This window comes from Agrobacterium sp. SORGH_AS_0440 (assembly GCF_031453135.1).
In the GTDB taxonomy this organism is placed as follows: Bacteria; Pseudomonadota; Alphaproteobacteria; order Rhizobiales; family Rhizobiaceae; genus Agrobacterium; species Agrobacterium pusense.
Map to the genome: position 1 here is coordinate 2,115,248 of NZ_JAVIYR010000002.1, position 16,672 is coordinate 2,131,919.

The following is a 16,672-nucleotide window of genomic DNA, read 5'->3' on the forward strand; positions in this document are numbered from 1 at the left end:
GGCATGGAAAACGTCATCAAAGTTTAGCGGCAGCACGCTAATCCTCCCTGCATCGCAACGGATCATCCGCCACAGGAGGGAGCTTCATGTTTCGTATCGTCACCATTGCAGCCCTGGGTTTTGCAGCCCTTCCGGCGGCTGCCCAGACCCTGCCGCAGCCGGCCTTTCTGGGCCAGATCGTCGTTCCCTCTGGCCTCTCCATCGATGGCGTCACCTTCGGCGGGATCTCCGATCTCGCTTTCGACAGCGAAACCGGGCGTTATCTCGCAATTTCCGACGACCGCGTGGAAAAGGGCCCGGCCCGTTATTACGAGCTGGAACTGGCGGTGTCGGAAGGCGTCGCCACCCTCAATATCGCCGCCATGCATGAATTGAAGGATGAGACCGGCGCGGCCTTCGCTCCCAAAGGCATCGACGCGGAAGGCATCACACTCGACCCCAAGGGCGGCAAGCTCTATTGGTCTTCGGAACGCGACCTGAAAAACCAGCCGGCGATTTATGTGTCAAACCTCGATGGAAGCGATGTCAAACGGCTGGCGCTGCCCGACGCCTATCTCATCGATGACGCGAAGACCAGGGGCGTGCAAAACAATCTCGGCTTCGAAGGACTGACATTGACACCTGGCAGACTGATCGCCGCCACCGAAAATGCGCTCATTCAGGATGGCCCGAAGGCGACGCCGCAGGCGGGCAGCCCGGCCCGTATTCTCGTCATCGATACCGCGACCCTGAAGCCGGTCGCTGAACATATCTATGTGACGGAGGCGATCTCCAACACACCGACAGCCGCCGAGCCGAAATACAATGACAATGGCCTCTCCGCTCTTGCGGCCCTGCCGGACGGCCGCCTCGTCGCCGTCGAGCGCAATTTCGCCTCCGGGGTCGGCAACCATATCCGCTTCTTCGTCGTCGACCTCTCCCGCGCCGAGAATATTCTCGGCAAGGACAGGATCGATCCGGCATCCGTGGCCGCCGTTTCCAAATCGGCATGGTTCGAAATCAAGGAAGGCGACTTCGGCCTCGACATAGACAATATCGAAAGCCTTGCTTTTGGACCGGTCGTGGATGGCAAACAGCTCTTTGTCATCGCCTCGGACGATAATTTCAACCCGGGCAAGCAGTTCACCCAGTTTGCAGCCTTCGCAGTGCCGGCAAACCTCGGTCAGTAACACACGATAAGGATCGTGCCGGCCCCTGACAGCCCACAGCGCCGGCATGAGCGGACACGACACAACAGGAAACCTGCCTTCACCAGCGGAGAAGACGTGAACCGGCGAAGGCCCCGATCAGACCGGTGAGGAGAATACCCAGCGAATACCAGATCAGCACGAAGGCCAGGCCGTTTTCGCTGCAGAACCAGGAATAGACCCAGGCTCCGGCCGCTCCGGCCGCAAGTCCCACAGCAAAACCTGCCAGGGCGGGATCGGCAGGAGCAGATCGTTTGAGAGCGGCAAAATTCGCAAAAAACACCGGAACAGAAAAGGCGACGATCAAGAGCGGGCAATGCAGGGCTGAAGAACCCAGGATGAGCCTGCGGTAGGCTTCAGGCAGGGCAAATCCCAGCTGTACGAAGGCCATCACCGCCATTGCCGAAACGATCACCGCGATCCCGACAAACAGGCAGCTTCTTTCTCCCTCCGGCCGGGCAAGACGCCTGACCGCGAAAAAAGCGACCATCGCCAGCAGGGCATTGTAGAAAGACTTCACCCAGAAAGCTGGCTCGCTCACCGCATCCCGCATATCGCCGCGCGGTCCCAAAATGATGAACATCAGCAGAAGTGAAACGCCAAGCGCCGGCAGGGCTGCAAAGGCCAGCCGACGCTCGAGCGCAAAAGCCGGAACGGGCCTGAGATCTGCTGCCAGTCGCTCGATAATATCTTCCGTCTTCTTCACGTGTCGCCTCGCAACTTCGCCGCCAGGGTTTTTAATGTCCTGTGAATGCCGACTCGTGCCGCAAGCTCGGTCTGGCCGGTTTTTTTTGCCGCTTCGGCGATGGACTTCCCTTCAAGCTTCACACTGCGAATGAGCTCGCGTTGCCGCTCCGGCAAATCCTCGAGCAGCCGTTCGACATCCATCCGCGCGGTGACGGCGTCGACAGACCAATCCGCCTCCAGGGTCTCATCCAGCTCCACCTCCCCCCGCATGCGCGCGCCCCTGCGATAGTGATCGATGAGCTTGTAGCGCGCTATCGAAAAAAACCAGGCCGTGAACGGTCTTGAGCGATCATAGGTCGCCCGCTTCGCATGCAGCGACAATAGCGTTTCCTGCACAAGATCTTCCACTTCTCCCCTTGAAGCGGCGTCCATGCGCCGACCGTAGTAAGCAGTCAGCAGCCGGCGCAGGGCATGAAGCAAATGCCTGTAGGCGCCTTCGTCCCCGTCGAGGGAACGCAGCATCAGCGTCTTTAAAGTGTCTTCTGAAAGGCTGCCTGTCATTGTCACTATCGGGTTATTCGCGGTCGGCAGCATATTGTTACACGGTGGTTTGAAAAATCTCGCCCGAAGATCTTGTCACAAACGTGTGAAGCTGTAACGACCGCCCATTTCTCCCGAATGGACAATCGTGATCCCCGACATGATGCCGGCGGACATTCAATAACGTCCAGAGGAGACCCTTCATGACCCGCATTTTCACCGCCTTTGCCGCCGCCTCCCTGCTCTCTACTGTTTCCCTCACGGGCATCGCCCATGCCGACGGCATGAAGACCGACCCCACGAAGCCCGACGCGATGAAAATGGAGACGATGAAAAAAGATGGCATGTCCGTGACCGGCAAGAAGGCCTGCATGCACAAGGCCGGTATGGAAATGGACAAGATGAAGAAAGCCGACATGATGAAGGCCTGCGATATGATGAAATAACAACGGCCCGAAAGGAAAAAGCCCGCATCGGTTTTCACCGACACGGGCTTTCTCGACTGAAAATCCGGAACTCAGAGTTCCGACTGGCTTTCGACGATCTTGCCGACGAGGCCATAGTCCTTGGCCTCTTCCGCGCCGAGCCAGTAATCGCGATCGATATCCTTGGCGATCTTTTCTTCGCTCTGGCCGGTGGCCTTGGAGAAGATCTTGATCAGGCGCTGGTTCATCTTGATGATTTCGCGAGCCTGGATTTCGATGTCGGACGCCATGCCGCGCGTACCGCCGGAGGGTTGGTGCAGCAGGAAGCGGGTGTTCGGCAGGCAAAGGCGACGTTCTTTCGGCACCGAAACATAGATCAGCGCGCCGGCGGAGGCGACCCAGCCCGTGCCGATGATGTAAACCTTCGGCTTGATGAACTTGATCATGTCGTGGATGGAATCACCCGATTCGACATGACCGCCCGGAGAATTGACGTAAACGCGGATGTCGTCGTCGCTGGCGGCGGCAAGGGCCACGAGCTGCGTGCAGACCTTCTGCGCCAGTTCCTGCGTGATGCCACCATAGATGAAGATCGAACGCGACTTGAAAAGATTCGCTTCCGTTTCCTTGCCGATCGGCAGTTCCTTGCTCTTGTCGTCTTCGTCTTCGTTCATCAACGGCTCTCTCCAGCAAAATTCGTGCATGCCCTTCGGACATAGTGCGACTTGTTACGTAAGGCAATGAGCAAAAAAGACAAGGTTCGCGCCCGAACAATAAACAGCACCCCCGGCAGATGACGCATGGACAGCTCGTTCGTCTTCGCGATATCGTCAGCGTCTCATTGCAGTGCCGCACGCTGCGCGAACCCCAAGACAGCAGGTGGGCGGCGATAATCTTAAGAGGGAACCATGCTGAAAAGACTAAGCCTTGCAGCCGCCGCGCTCGGCCTTACCACCCTGCCCGCTTTCGCGCATTTGAACCCGGAAGAACACGGCTCCTTCATGGCCGGTGTCTCTCACCCCTTCTTCGGTGCGGATCATATTCTGGCGATGGTGGCGGTCGGCATCTGGGCCTCCCAGATTGCTGTCGCGCAAAGTGATCGAAGGGCGCTGTGGATCGTGCCCGCCGCCTTCGTCGGCACCATGGCTGTGGGCTTCCTGATGGCGGTTTACGGCATCGACCTTCCCTTCGTCGAACCCGCCATTCTCGCCTCCGTCATCGGCCTTGGCCTTCTGGTCGCCATGGCGGCAAAGCTTCCCACCGCAGCAGCCGCGGCCGTTGTCGGCGCTTTCGCGCTTTTCCACGGCCATGCGCATGGCGGCGAACTCGGCAGCGCGGGCGCGCTGCAATTCGGCATCGGCTTCATGATCGCCACCGCCATCCTGCACCTTGCCGGCATCGCCCTCGGTCTCGGCATCGCCCGCTTCGGCTCGGTCGCCAGCCGCACGGTTGGCGCGCTCACGGCGATTGCGGGCCTCTCGCTCGCTTTCGGCGGCTGAGGATCATTACCGAAATTTAAAATTCGGACCGCTTTGAAAAGCCAAAATTGTGGCCTACCTCCTTATCGTAGAATTTCGCTTCACGGTAAGGAGGCAGCACATGTCACCGGAAGAAAGCCAGCTTCTCAAGGGCCTGTTCGAAAGAACCAAGGCCGCATCCGCCACCCCGCGTGACCGCGAGGCGGAAACGTTGATCGCAGACGCCGTGCGCGATCAGCCCGCAGCTCCCTATTATCTCGCTCAGGCGGTGATCGTGCAGGAGAAGGGACTGGAAGCGGCAGCAGCCCATATCAAGCAGCTCGAAGAGCGCATCCACGCATTGGAAAGCGCCAACCCGGCCCCTCAGGCCGCAGCGCAGGGCGGCTTTCTCAGTTCCATCTTCGGCACCGGCCAGCCGCAGCCGCCAGCTCCGACACCAGCACCTGCTGCTGCCGCGCCGGCCTCGTGGCGCAACGATACCGCTGGCCAGACGGCCGGTCCGTGGGCATCGCAGGCAGCCCAGCAGCAGCCCGGTGGACCGTGGGGTCAGCAGCCGGCAGCAGCCGGCCGGTCTGGCGGCGGTTTCCTGCAGGGCGCGCTTGGCACCGCAGCCGGCGTTGCAGGTGGCATGCTGCTTGCGAACTCGCTGAGCGGCATCTTCGGCAGCCACATGTCGTCGCTCGGCCTCGGCTCGCCCTTCGGCGGCAATAGCGGCACTGGCAATGCGCCGGTCGAAGAAACGGTCATCAACAACTATTATGGTGACAGCGCGAGCCCGCAGGATAACAATGACGATGATATCCAGCAGGCCGATTACGACGACAGCGCCGATGATGCCGATTTCGATTCAGGCGACGATAGCTCGTTCGTCTGAGCTTTTTATCACCTAAAGAGCCGGATCAGCCGCGGCCGCGATAAGTGGCAACGCCCTGATCCGGCAGCCACACGCCCTCGGGCGCCGGTCCGGTCTGCCAGAAGACGTCGATCGGAATGCCGCCGCGCGGATACCAGTAGGCGCCGATACGCAGCCACTTCGGCTGCAGCAACTCCACAAGGCGCTTGGCAATATAGACCGAGCAATCCTCATGGAATGCGCCATGGTTGCGGAAGGACTGCAGGAACAGCTTCAGCGACTTCGATTCCACCAGAAAGTCGCCGGGAATATAATCGATGACGATATGGGCGAAATCCGGCTGGCCGGTCATCGGGCAGAGCGAGGTGAATTCGGGCGCGGTAAAGCGCACGACATAATCGGTGCCGGCATTGCCGTTGGGCACCTTTTCGAGAACGGCCTTTTCAGGGCTCTCTGGCGTATCGACCTTCGTGCCCAGCTGCGACAGGCCGGAAACATCCGTCACGGACATGGAAAACTCCTGTTTTTTAAACGATCACTTTGACGCCATGCGCCTTTTCGCCTTCCGGCTCGACGTGAATGGCAAGGCTGGCGCCCGGTATGACGTCCCTTATGGCATCTTCAAGGCGGTCGCAAATATCATGCGCCTCACGCACCGTCATGATCGCCGGTACGACGACGTGAAAATCGATGAAGGCGGCCGAACCGGCGCGGCGGGTTCTGAGATCATGGACACCGATAATGCCACCGGAATTGGCTGCGATCGCCTTCTTGATCGCCTCATCCTCCTCGGGCTCCACTGCCCGATCCATCAGGCCACCCAGCGAATGCAGGATGACCTTCGAGCCCTGAAACAGAATGTTGACGGCCACGAGAATGGCAAGCGCGGGATCGAGAATGGCATAGCCCGTCAGCAATGCCAGGACGAGGCCGACAAGTACGCCTGCCGATGTCACGACATCAGACATGATGTGGTGGCCGTCGGCCGCAAGCGCCGGCGAAGAATACTGTTTGCCGACGCGGATCAATATTGTCGCCCAGACAGCGTTAATGATCCCGGCCGCGGCATTGATGGCAAGACCAAGTACCGGCGCTTCCGGCAGTCTCGGATTGAAGAGTGCGCCCCAGGCCTCCTGCACGATCAGCAGGGCGGCGACAACGATCAGCACCCCTTCGACAACAGCGGAAATATACTCCGCCTTATGGTGGCCGAACTGGTGGTCGTCATCGGCGGGCTTCTGCGCATAACGAATGACGAAATAGGCGATGAAAGCCGCGACCACGTTGACGGTCGATTCCAGACCGTCGGACAGCAGCGCGACCGAGCCGGTAACCCACCAGGCCACGAGCTTCAGGCCGAGCACACCGAAAGAAAGCGGAATGCCCCAGAATGCGAGCTTCCTGACCAGCGCATTGCCTTCAACGTTCATTTTCTGTCCCCGTGCGGATGCGAACGAATTGCATCATCAAGTCCCAAAACGCACGAACCGCGCGCACGGGGGTACCCGTGCGCGCGGTTCGCAATTTGCGCGTTCTATCGTTCAAACCATGACAAAGGTCAAGAGCCGTAGCGGCCTTCAAGGCCTCATGGCCGGCTTTTCTGTTCGCAGAAACGGATGCGGTTGCCGAAGGGGTCGGTCACCTCCATCACGTCGCCCCATGGCAACTCTTCGACACCCGGCTTCATGAAGCGATAATCCTTCGCTGCCAGTTCGCGCTGAAAGGCATGAACGCCGTGCATCGTGACAAAGATGTTCGAGCCCGGTGTCGCATCGCCATGATGGCCGCTGAGATGCAGCCCCATTCCGGCGCGTGAAATCTGCATGTAGAGCGGGAAATTTTCGCCGAAGCGGTGTTCCCAGTCGACCTCGAAACCGAGAAAATCGATATAGAACTCCCGTGCCTTGGCCTCGTCGAACATCCTGAGGATGGGGAATATCCGCTCGAAAGCGATATCTCCGTCTATGCGCGTCCCGGCATCGGCCATGCTGCCTTCACCCTCTTCAGGCCATAAAATGAAACCGGCCGCAACAGGTGCGGCCGGTAAGGTCAGCTTATTCGGCTGCGACGATCTTGCCGTCCTGCCACTTGAACAGCGAGAAGGTCTGCGAGGTCAGGTCACCGCTTTCGCCATAGGTGACCTTGCCAATTGCGGTCGGGAAGGCTTCACCGCTCTTCAGGACCTTGGCAACCGCTTCGGAATCCTTGGCGCCAGCCTTTTCGATGCCGGCTTTCAGGACTTCGACAGCAGCGTAAGCATTAAGCGTGAAGGCTTCCGCCGGAATGTTGGCGGCCTTCAGCGCTTCCGCGGCAGCCTTGGAATCAGCGTTCTTCAGCGCGTCGGAAGCATTGGTGAAGATCGTGCCTTCGCCAGCCTGCGAACCGATGTTCCAGAACTCGCTGTTCGACAGGCCGTCACCGCCGATAACGGCAGCCTTGGAGCCGATATCCTTCAACTGGCGCACCAGAAGACCGGCTTCCGGATGGTAACCGCCGAAATAGATGATCTCGGCATTGTCGGACTTCAGACGTGCCGTCAGCGCGCCGAGGTCCTTTTCGCCCGGCGTCAGGGCATCGTAGAGAACTTCGGTCACGCCGCCGGCATTCAGCGTCGCCTTGAAGGCATCTGCCAGGCCTTTGCCGTAAGCGCCCTTGTCGTGAATGATGGCGACCTTCTTGTCCTTGAGGTTGGCGAGAACGTATTTCGCCGCAACCTCGGCCTGCTGGTCATCGCGACCGCAGGTGCGGAAGACGTTGGAAAGGCCGCGGTTGGTAAGGCCCGGCGCAGTCGCCGTCGGCGTCACCATCAGCACGCCGTTTTCGGCAAAGACGTCCGAAGCGGGAATGGCGACGCCGGACGTCACCGGACCGACGACGAAGTGAATGCCTTCGGCAACCAGCTGATTCGCGGCTGAAACGCCCTGCTTCGGCTCGCCGCCATCGTCGGCCAGCTTCAGCACGACCTGTTCGCCGAGGATGCCGCCCTTTTTGTTGATTTCATTGACTGCCGTCTGGGCGCCGTTCTTGACCTGGTCGCCATAAGCGGCGACAGGACCGGTAAGCGGCGCAATCAGGCCGATGACGATTTCGGCATGGGCAAGGGGTGCGAATGCGAAGGACGCTGCAAGCGTCACGCTGGTCAATGTCTTCAGTTTCATCCTGGTGTCTCCTTAAAGGGGGTCGCGGGACCCGGTGAGCGCCATGGGCGCCGACCGAATGAAACTATCGGACGCCTCCCGGCGAAAACTCGTTCCATTTTTGAATTCCGAGCCTTCCACTCAACTCATACGGAAGGATTGATGATCTATGCAAGTCACCTTTGCTGGATTAGGTCTATTAGAGGTAAATCAAACGCGAAGCGGGCCATGATCCTATCACTCCGAAGCACGGTATCGCCCCATGGAAATGGTTGGCGTTTGGCCGCCGCTGGAGGATAATCGCGGCATGATCACAGCAGATGACGAATTTCTGACGGGCCTGCCCGTTTTCCAGCGCTTTGAGGACGTGGTTGATCCGACGCTTTATCGTGCCCTGCCACCGGGATGGGGGCTTGCCATCGCCGATATCGTCGATTCAACGGCGGCGATCCAGACCGGCCGATACAAGGCGGTGAACATGGCCGGCGCGGCGGTCATTTCCGGTGTGTCGAACAGTCTCGGACGTCACGACCTGCCCTTCGTTTTCGGCGGCGATGGCGCCGCCGTCACCGTGCCCCCGGGCGGGCTGCCGCTTGCCAGCGCCGCTCTTTCTTCCGTTCAGCGTTGGGTGAAGGACGATCTCGACCTTACGATGCGGGTAGCGCTGGTTCCGGTTGAGGATATTCGTGAGAATGGCTTCGATGTGCGCGTCGCGCGTTTTCAGGCAAGCGACGATGTATCCTATGCGATGTTTTCAGGTGGCGGCAATAGCTGGGCTGAAGCACGGATGAAGGAAGGCCTTTATATCCTGCCCACCGCAGCCGCAGGCGAACGCCCGGATCTGACCGGCCTCTCATGCCGCTGGAATCCCATTCCGGCGACCCGTGGCAAGGTTGTATCCATCATAGCGGTGCCGGGGCAGTCGCGGGACATGCCGGCATTCCGCAAGCTTGTTACCGATCTTGTCGATCTGGCCGAGCAGGACGGAAGGCATGGCCACCCCGTGCCTGAGGAGGGCCCGAAGCTCGGTTTCGTGCGGGAGGGACTGAATCTCGAGGCACGCGCAGGAGCGGCCCATCGCGACGTCTGGGGCCAGTTGCGCCGTTCGTCCCGTATTCTCGGCGAGACCCTGCTTATCAATTTGCTCGGCTTGACGGGTCTTTCGCTCGGACGGTTCAATGCGGAGCGCTATCGGCGCTCCGTCGCCAGCAATACCGATTTCAGGAAATTCGACGACGGTTTGAAGATGACCGTGGATATCGACGGCGCAAGGCTCGAAAAAATTCGCGACCGGCTGGAGCAAGGCCGCCTGTCTGGAAGCTGTTATTTCGGCCTGCATGAGCAGGACGCCGCATTGATGACCTGTATCGTACCCTCCCCGCTTTCACGGGATCACATGCATTTCGTGGACGGCGCTGACGGCGGATATGCGGCTGCAGCAACCCTGCTCAAGCAGCAGATGCAGGCTGTGCCCGCCCGCTGATCGCACCCGGCGCAAAGACCAGCGCGCTCCTTGCGGGATCACCGCCCGGTCAGGTAACTCACAAACGAAAAACCGGCGTCAAGCGCCGGTTTCAATTCAATGCTGCCGGAGGCCTGACGGCCCCGGATCAGGCGGCTGTCTTGCTGCTCTTCTGCGCCTGGCAATAAATTTCCTCAAGGGAGGCCAGGATTTTCTTAACGGATTCGGAGTTGCTGGAATAATAGATGGTCTGCGCATCCCGTCGTGTCTTTACCAGCCGCTGGGCCCGCAATTTCGAAAGATGCTGCGAAAGAGCGGACTGGCTGAGACCAACCTGAGAGGCGAGAACACCGACCGGCACTTCCGTATCCACCAACGTGCATAAGATCATCAGGCGCTTGGGATTCGCCATCGCTGAGAGCAAGTCTGCAGCGGCGATGCTATGTTCCGACAGAGATTGGTTATCCATACGCTCAAGTCTCCTGATGACAGTCGGAAAGACGGTCATGGTGGCTATTATAGGTGTTCCAAAAGGTGTTTTTATAATTCGGTGGATACGTTGTATATACCTAAATCTTGCTTATATCGTGTCCCTTTCAAAGACTATTCTTCACTAATTATCCATCTAAGACACTTCACCTAAAATATCGGCGTTCTGCCTGATTTTTATCACATTTACAATAAAAACATGTATTAGAATAAGTATTCATAAGCAACAAATGATAAAAATTTCAGCTCCCAAATCACCATAACCCGCGACCGATTTTGAGGCTTTAAGCTTATACCACCTTAAATTTAGCAACGCGCTACAGAATCTAGTTTTACTTTGCGCAATTTTCTCGAAATTTGCAATATGGTTTTTATTAGTAATAATTTTCATGCATAACTTATGATGTCAAAGATACTCTTTCCAACAGGGGGAAGGTAACTTGCCCGGAATATCTGCGGAAAAACAAAAGGGACCCCCGGTGAGGGAGGTCCCTTTTGTTTCCTGGCAAAAGCCAGTTATTTTTTGCGATGACGGGTCAGCCCTGCCACGACTTCGTCAGCGGAAATCGTGCCGACGATCGCGCCATTGTCGACGACACCGATTGCGCCGGAATGTTTGGCCAGCGCATCGAGAATGTCGATCAGGGGGGATGACGGGCGGGCGGTGGCCGCAACGGTCATCTGGCCGTTGCGTTCATCTACGCCCCGCTTCATCACATCCGCAGCGGTCAGCATGGAGATCGGGTTCATATTCTGCACGAAATCCGCGACATATTGCGTGGCCGGTTGCTTGACGATCTGCTGCGGCGTCCCGCACTGGATGATGCGTCCGCCTTCCATCATGGCGATACGATTGCCGATGCGGAAAGCCTCATCCAGATCGTGGCTGACAAAGAGGATCGTTTTCTTCAGCCGGCTCTGGAATTCGAGAAGCTCATCCTGCAGGCGGCTTCTGATAAGGGGGTCGAGCGCCGAGAATGGTTCGTCCATCAGCAGGATCGGCGCGCCGGTGGCAAACGCTCTCGCCAGTCCCACACGCTGCTGCATGCCGCCGGAAAGCTCTCCCACCTTGCGGTCGGCCCAGGCGGAAAGATTGACCAGTTCGAGCTGCTCGGCCACCATGCGTTTGCGTTCCGCTTCCGGTACGCCGGAAAGCTCGAGCCCGAAACCGACATTGTCGGCCACGTTACGCCACGGCAGAAGACCGAATTGCTGGAACACCATGGAAACCGTATGCATGCGCAGGTCGCGGAGCGATTTGGCCGTTGAGCGATAGGGATCGACAAAGCCGGTCTTGGTCTTCACCCCCACATTGCCACGTACCACGGGCGCAAGCCCGTTGACGGCCCTGAGCAGCGTCGACTTGCCCGAGCCGGAAAGCCCCATAAGCACGAGTATCTCGCCTTCGCTGACGGACAGCGATGCATTGGCGACACCGAGCACCAGCCCGGTCTCGGCATTGATCTCGTCGCGCGTACTGCCCCTGTCGATCATCGGCAGCGCGGCATCGGGCCGGTCGCCAAAGACGATATCGACATTTCCGAAGATGATGGCGTCACTCATAGATCATCCTCCGTACCGGGAAGGCGGAAAAGCCGGTCAAGAACGATCGCCAGTATGACGATACACAATCCCGCCTCGAAGCCCATGGCGATATTGACGGTGTTCAAGGCGCGCACGACAGGCACGCCCAAACCATTGGCGCCGACAAGCGCGGAAATGACCACCATCGACAGCGACAGCATGATCGTCTGGGTAAGACCGGCCATGATCTGCGGCGCGGCAAAGGGCAGCTCCACCTTGCGCAGCACCTGCGACGGCGTTGCTCCGAAGGCGACGGCCGCCTCGACCAGCGCCGGCGGCGTGGAGACAATGCCGAGGCGTGTGAGCCGCACCGGAGCCGGAATGGCGAAGATGACGGTGGCGATCAGCCCCGGAACCATGCCAAGGCCGAACAGCACCAGCGCCGGAATGAGATAAACGAAGGTGGGGATGGTCTGCATCAGGTCCAGCACCGGGCGCATGCCGGCATAGATCCATTTGCGCCTCGCCGCCAATATGCCAAGCGGTATGCCGATGATCATGCACACGGCGCTGGCGGCGATCACCAGCGCCAGCGTCTCCGTCGTCGCTTTCCAATAGCCGAGATTGATGATGAGCAGCAGGCCGAGTGCGGTGAAGACGGGCATGCCGATCGAGCGTCGCGTCCAGGCCGAAAGCGCCGTGACAATCGCCACGATGACCAGCGGATGCGGCGCCTGGAGCACATAAAGCAGGGCGTTGATGACGCTTTGGAAAATGAAGGAAAGCCAATCGAAGAAAAAAGCGAGATTGCCGGTCAGCCAGTCGATGGCCTCCTTGGCATATCGGCCGACGGGCAGGCGGTTTTCAGGAGCGCTGAGCCATTCCACGGTAAGAAAAGACCTTTCTTAAACAAATGCAGAAAAAACGACCGGCAGACGGCGGCCGGACGCGGTGCTGGCGCATGACCTGCAATGCGTTGAAAATGCGCGGGCAAGGTCATGCATGGGCATCGATATTTCCCGCTGTATCCAGCCTGTCGCGCAGGCCGGATACAGTCATGCACAGTCTTGCGTTTTAAAGGCCAAGCGCCTTCTTGACGGCGGGCAGGGCGTCGGCGCTGCCATCCTTGGTCTTGACGTTGGCGAGCCAGGGCTCGACCGCAGCCGGATTGGCCTTCAGCCATGCGGTGGCGGCAGCTTCGCCCTCAAGCCCGTCATTCAGGATTTTGCCCATGATCTCGTTTTCCATGGGCAGGGAAAATTGCAGGTTCTTGAGGAAGGCGCCGACATTGGGGCATTCCTCGACATAACCCTTGCGAACATTGGTGTAGATCGTCGCACCACCGAAGTTGGGACCGAAGACCTCATCGCCGCCCGTCAGGTAGGTGAGCTTGAAATTCGCATTCATCGGATGCGGTTCCCAGCCGAGGAAAACGATCGGCTCGCCGGATTTTTCCGCGCGGGCGACCTGCGACAGCATCCCCTGCTCGGAGGATTCGACGACTTCGAACGCCTTCAATCCGAATGTATCCTTGGCCACCATGTCGAGGATCAGGCGGTTGCCGTCATTACCGGGCTCGATGCCGTAAATCTTGCCGCCAAGCGCGTCGCTGTGCGTGGCGATGTCCTTGAAATCCTTGATGCCGAGTTCGGCACCCTTGGCGTTGGTCGCCAGCGTATACTTGGCGCCGGTCAGGTTTTCCCGCAGCGTTTCGACCGATTTGTCTTCGCGATAAGGCGCGATATCCCCTTCCATGGTCGGCATCCAGTTGCCGAGGAAGACATCGATGTCTTTGTTTTTCAGGGATGTATAGGTAACGGGAACCGAGAGAAGCTTGACGTCGGTTTCATAGCCTAGGCTTTTCAGTAGCACCGTGGCGGTGGCCGTTGTGGCGGTGATGTCGGTCCAGCCCACATCGGAAAACCGCACCGTGCCGCAGCTTGCCGGTTCGGCGGCACCGGCCGCGCTGAACGTCATGGAGGAGATTGCTGCGGCCAGAACCAGACAGCGACGTCTATTTGCAAACATTGTTTGCTCCCTTTTTTTCGTTCCCTTGCCATTATCAATATCTTCCGGCCACAATCAACTCGCGTGCATTTGCGTGCTTTGGCCCGCCCGTTTGCGACAAAAACGGCAAAAGCGTCGGGATTCGAACCTGCAAATGGGAAAGAGCGGACCGCAGAAATCTGTGTTTTTCGCGCCTGCGCACTTTTCAATCCACATCTTCCTCGTCAAAAGACGCCTGATGCGGCATCGGACCGGGCTTTGTGATCGCCTGGTGAAATCCGGCGCGCCGTTTCGTGAGGTTGCGAGGCGTCCGAAAGGCGCGAAGGCGCTCCGGGAGTGGATAATGGCAAAACTCTATTTCAATTATTCGACGATGAATGCCGGCAAATCGACCATGCTGCTGCAGGCGTCCTATAATTATCAGGAGCGCGGCATGCGCACGCTGATCTTCACGGCCGCGTTTGACGACCGCGCCGGCGTCGGCCGTGTCGCCTCGCGCATCGGTCTGTCCTCCGACGCCCTGACCTTCGATGAAAATACCGATTTGTTCGCTGAAGTATCGGCCCTGCATGTACAGGCGCCCGTCGCCTGCGTTTTCGTCGACGAGGCCAATTTCCTCTCAGAACACCATGTCTGGCAGCTTGCCGAGATTGTCGACCGGCTGGACATCCCGGTAATGACCTATGGTCTGCGCACGGATTTCCAGGGCAAGCTCTTCCCTGCCTCGAAAGAACTGCTTGCGATTGCCGACGAGCTTCGCGAAATCCGCACCATCTGCCATTGCGGCCGCAAGGCGACGATGGTGGCCCGCTTCGACAATGAAGGAAATGTCGTCACGGAAGGCGCGCAGATTGAGGTAGGCGGCAACGAAAAATATGTTTCCTTCTGCCGCCGCCACTGGGTGGAGACGTTCAACGGCGGCTGAGCGGCTGCGTCCGGTTGCCGCATTTGATTTTTCGCAAAGATGACCGCCCGGCTCCTGCGCTAGAACGGCGGGGACACATCCGCTTGGATGTGCTTTCTCTCAGGAGCAAAATTATGCAGAACAAAATTGCCGGATTTGCCAGCCTCGTCATTGCTGGACTTTTTGCCTTCCCCGCCCTGTCTGCCGAAATCGAAGTGAAGATGCTCAACAAGGGCGGCGATGGTCAGGCGATGGTCTTCGAGCCCGCAACCGTCAAGGCTGCCGTAGGTGACGTCATCACCTTCATTCCGGTGGACAAGGGCCATGACGCGGCAGCCGTGAAGGATATGATCCCCGAGGGGGTTTCCGAGTTCAAGGGCAAGATGAACGAGGCGGTTAAGCTGACGGTCGAGAAGGAAGGCGCCTACGTCGTCAAATGCACGCCGCATCTCGGCATGGGCATGGTCGCGCTCGTTGTCGTGGGCGACGCCGTGCCGGCCAACCTCGATGCCGTCAAGAGCGGCAAACTGCCGAAAAAGGCACGCGACCGGCTGAATGAGGAGATCGCCAGGCTCGGCCTCTGACTGCTTGCCCTCCGGCTCCGCGGCGGCCGTTACGTCGCAGTCCGTATAGAGAGCGATGGTGGCGGGCGCGGACCGCAGGTTGAGAAAAGTTTCGCAATCATGTTGCATCCCGGTTGACCGGGACATATCTGCAGGACAGTAAATGACCGGAGTCCGACCAGGCGCCGAAGGGCGCCCCACCGGATGGCGGTTTTATTCCGGCATCCAGCCCCACGGGCAGAGGAGACTATGACGACATGATAGACCGGATCACCGCCACGATTCAGGCAGCCTTCAGTGCCATCGGCAGGGCCGCCGGTCTTCTCGTCGCCTGGCTTTTATGGCCCTTCATGGCCGCCCATGGCTGGTACAGCGGCCGCAACTGGCTCATCAAGGGCCCGATCGCTCTGGTTCTCATCCTGCTTGCCGGCTTCTACGGATATTTCGTCTGGCAAACGCAGGTCTGGAGCAATTTCGATCCGGATTACATTTCCCGTTACAAGCTTGCTGAACGGACCGTGCCGCCCGGACAGGAACTGCCGGCCGCCTCCCCGACGTCGCCCGCTGGCGCAACCGGTGCAGCCGCCAACACATCCGCGCCGGTGTGCCAGCGCTCGGCCATCGTTGACGCTGCCGCCGATCTCACCGATTTCAACGTCAACCAGAATGCATGGATTTCCTCCATGCTGCTCTATCGCCTCGGTCTCTTCGGCATGGACTGGGATAGCACACCGTTTCTCGACAACAAGGCTTCATTCCAGCGCGGCGTGAACCAAGCCGTGCGCCGCACCTCGGTGGAGCTGGTGGATACGCTCGGGCGCGTGCGCGGGACATCGGGCATCAACAACAACCTCCAGGAAGCGCGTGGCAATATGCAGTTCAGCGAATATTCCTGGTATTTCGGTCTCGATCCTTTCGGCCCGAAGACGCCGACCCCCAGCTATTACCGCGCCGCGATCCGCAGCTTCCAGGCCTTCAATGGCGAGCTCGTCGCCTGCAAGGCCGTCTTCGACACCCGCGCCGACAACCTGATCCAGTTCATCGACCGCATTGCCGGCGATATCGGCTCGACATCGGCCATCCTGCGTGAGCGTTCGGAAAACTATAATGGCGGTTGGTTCGATACCCGCGCCGACGACCGTTTCTGGTTCGCCTATGGCCAGCTCTACGGTTATTATGGCGTACTTTCCGCAGCCGGATCCGACTTCGCGCAGGTCATCCGCGAACGCAACCTCACGAACCTGTGGAACGACACGCTCCTGCAGACCCGCGCAGCCTTGCGCATCCAGCCGGCGATCATCTCCAATGGTGACGAGAGCGGCTGGATCATGCCGTCGCACCTGGCAACCATGGGATTTTACGTTTTGCGGGTTCGCTCCAATCTCGTCGAGCTTCGCTCGGTTCTCGACCGATAAG

19 protein-coding genes are annotated in these 16,672 nt (G+C 59.0%); 8 read left to right on the forward strand and 11 right to left on the reverse strand.

All coding sequences use genetic code 11. The annotated features are described in order from the left end of the window. Positions 1-86: 86 nt before the first annotated feature. Positions 87-1,169: an esterase-like activity of phytase family protein gene (locus tag QE453_RS19655; protein WP_035209200.1), complete on the forward strand. Its 1,083-nt coding sequence runs from the start codon at positions 87-89 to the stop codon at positions 1,167-1,169. A gap of 79 nt (positions 1,170-1,248) precedes the next feature. Here the strand turns inward: QE453_RS19655 and QE453_RS19660 are convergent, their stop codons facing one another. Together QE453_RS19660 and QE453_RS19665 are read right to left on the reverse strand one after the other, a co-directional pair. Beyond that, positions 1,249-1,893: an NrsF family protein gene (locus QE453_RS19660; RefSeq protein WP_035209199.1), complete on the reverse strand. Its 645-nt coding sequence runs from the start codon at positions 1,891-1,893 to the stop codon at positions 1,249-1,251. Next, the gene (locus QE453_RS19665; protein ID WP_048902735.1) at positions 1,890-2,435 is read right to left on the reverse strand and encodes a sigma-70 family RNA polymerase sigma factor; all 546 of its coding nucleotides are present in this window, start codon (positions 2,433-2,435) and stop codon (positions 1,890-1,892) included. The genes QE453_RS19660 and QE453_RS19665 overlap by 4 nt, the downstream gene beginning before the upstream one ends. Before the next feature lie 182 nt (positions 2,436-2,617). Here QE453_RS19665 and QE453_RS19670 point away from each other — a divergent pair, with 182 nt between their 5' ends. Next, entirely contained in the window at positions 2,618-2,860 is a 243-nt protein-coding gene (locus QE453_RS19670) for a pentapeptide MXKDX repeat protein (protein WP_142184971.1), read from the forward strand. A 71-nt stretch (positions 2,861-2,931) separates the two neighbouring features. Here the strand turns inward: QE453_RS19670 and QE453_RS19675 are convergent, their stop codons facing one another. Beyond that, positions 2,932-3,513, reverse strand: coding sequence for an ATP-dependent Clp protease proteolytic subunit (locus tag QE453_RS19675; protein WP_003523060.1), 582 nt, complete (start codon positions 3,511-3,513; stop codon positions 2,932-2,934). A 234-nt stretch (positions 3,514-3,747) separates the two neighbouring features. On the opposite strand from QE453_RS19675, the gene QE453_RS19680 reads away from it, so the two are divergent. After that, complete coding sequence (locus tag QE453_RS19680; RefSeq protein WP_004443023.1) at positions 3,748-4,338, forward strand: HupE/UreJ family protein; 591 nt, start codon at positions 3,748-3,750, stop codon at positions 4,336-4,338. A 100-nt stretch (positions 4,339-4,438) separates the two neighbouring features. Continuing rightward, the gene (locus QE453_RS19685; protein ID WP_045532072.1) at positions 4,439-5,191 is read left to right on the forward strand and encodes a DUF2076 domain-containing protein; all 753 of its coding nucleotides are present in this window, start codon (positions 4,439-4,441) and stop codon (positions 5,189-5,191) included. Positions 5,192-5,216: 25 nt separating this feature from the next. On the opposite strand, the gene queF is transcribed toward QE453_RS19685, so the two are convergent. The 4 genes from queF to QE453_RS19705 form a co-directional block, all read right to left on the reverse strand. Continuing rightward, a complete protein-coding gene (queF, locus tag QE453_RS19690; RefSeq protein ID WP_004430149.1) occupies positions 5,217-5,681 on the reverse strand; it encodes a preQ(1) synthase in 465 nt (154 codons plus the stop codon). A 16-nt stretch (positions 5,682-5,697) separates the two neighbouring features. After that, positions 5,698-6,600, reverse strand: a complete 903-nt coding sequence (locus QE453_RS19695) for a cation diffusion facilitator family transporter (RefSeq protein WP_309777769.1) — start codon at positions 6,598-6,600, stop codon at positions 5,698-5,700. A gap of 155 nt (positions 6,601-6,755) precedes the next feature. Beyond that, positions 6,756-7,157, reverse strand: coding sequence for a glyoxalase superfamily protein (locus QE453_RS19700; RefSeq protein ID WP_112554114.1), 402 nt, complete (start codon positions 7,155-7,157; stop codon positions 6,756-6,758). Between the two features lie 67 nt (positions 7,158-7,224). Next, positions 7,225-8,328, reverse strand: coding sequence for a branched-chain amino acid ABC transporter substrate-binding protein (locus QE453_RS19705; RefSeq protein ID WP_004443027.1), 1,104 nt, complete (start codon positions 8,326-8,328; stop codon positions 7,225-7,227). A 286-nt stretch (positions 8,329-8,614) separates the two neighbouring features. Here QE453_RS19705 and QE453_RS19710 point away from each other — a divergent pair, with 286 nt between their 5' ends. After that, a complete protein-coding gene (locus QE453_RS19710) occupies positions 8,615-9,790 on the forward strand; it encodes a DUF3095 domain-containing protein (RefSeq protein WP_244455553.1) in 1,176 nt (391 codons plus the stop codon). A gap of 127 nt (positions 9,791-9,917) precedes the next feature. Here the strand turns inward: QE453_RS19710 and QE453_RS19715 are convergent, their stop codons facing one another. From QE453_RS19715 to QE453_RS19730, 4 genes are all read right to left on the reverse strand, one after another. Then, on the reverse strand, positions 9,918-10,238 hold the full coding sequence (locus QE453_RS19715) for a helix-turn-helix transcriptional regulator (protein WP_003524068.1): 321 nt from the start codon (positions 10,236-10,238) through the stop codon (positions 9,918-9,920). Positions 10,239-10,774: 536 nt separating this feature from the next. Beyond that, positions 10,775-11,821 (reverse strand): choline ABC transporter ATP-binding protein, encoded by a 1,047-nt coding sequence (gene choV, locus QE453_RS19720; RefSeq protein ID WP_004443032.1) that lies wholly within the window; start codon positions 11,819-11,821, stop codon positions 10,775-10,777. Further along, positions 11,818-12,669, reverse strand: coding sequence for a choline ABC transporter permease subunit (gene choW, locus QE453_RS19725; RefSeq protein ID WP_004443035.1), 852 nt, complete (start codon positions 12,667-12,669; stop codon positions 11,818-11,820). Before choW ends, choV begins: the two co-directional genes overlap by 4 nt. A gap of 187 nt (positions 12,670-12,856) precedes the next feature. Further along, positions 12,857-13,759, reverse strand: a complete 903-nt coding sequence (locus QE453_RS19730; protein WP_373887382.1) for a choline ABC transporter substrate-binding protein — start codon at positions 13,757-13,759, stop codon at positions 12,857-12,859. Positions 13,760-14,132: 373 nt separating this feature from the next. On the opposite strand from QE453_RS19730, the gene QE453_RS19735 reads away from it, so the two are divergent. The 3 genes from QE453_RS19735 (at position 14,133) to QE453_RS19745 (ending at position 16,671) form a co-directional block, all read left to right on the forward strand. Further along, a complete protein-coding gene (locus QE453_RS19735) occupies positions 14,133-14,714 on the forward strand; it encodes a thymidine kinase (protein ID WP_004443038.1) in 582 nt (193 codons plus the stop codon). 113 nt (positions 14,715-14,827) lie between these two features. Beyond that, entirely contained in the window at positions 14,828-15,277 is a 450-nt protein-coding gene (locus QE453_RS19740; protein WP_006699430.1) for a pseudoazurin, read from the forward strand. A 236-nt stretch (positions 15,278-15,513) separates the two neighbouring features. After that, on the forward strand, positions 15,514-16,671 hold the full coding sequence (locus QE453_RS19745; RefSeq protein ID WP_244455552.1) for a DUF2333 family protein: 1,158 nt from the start codon (positions 15,514-15,516) through the stop codon (positions 16,669-16,671). The last annotated feature ends 1 nt before the right edge of the window (position 16,672 follow it).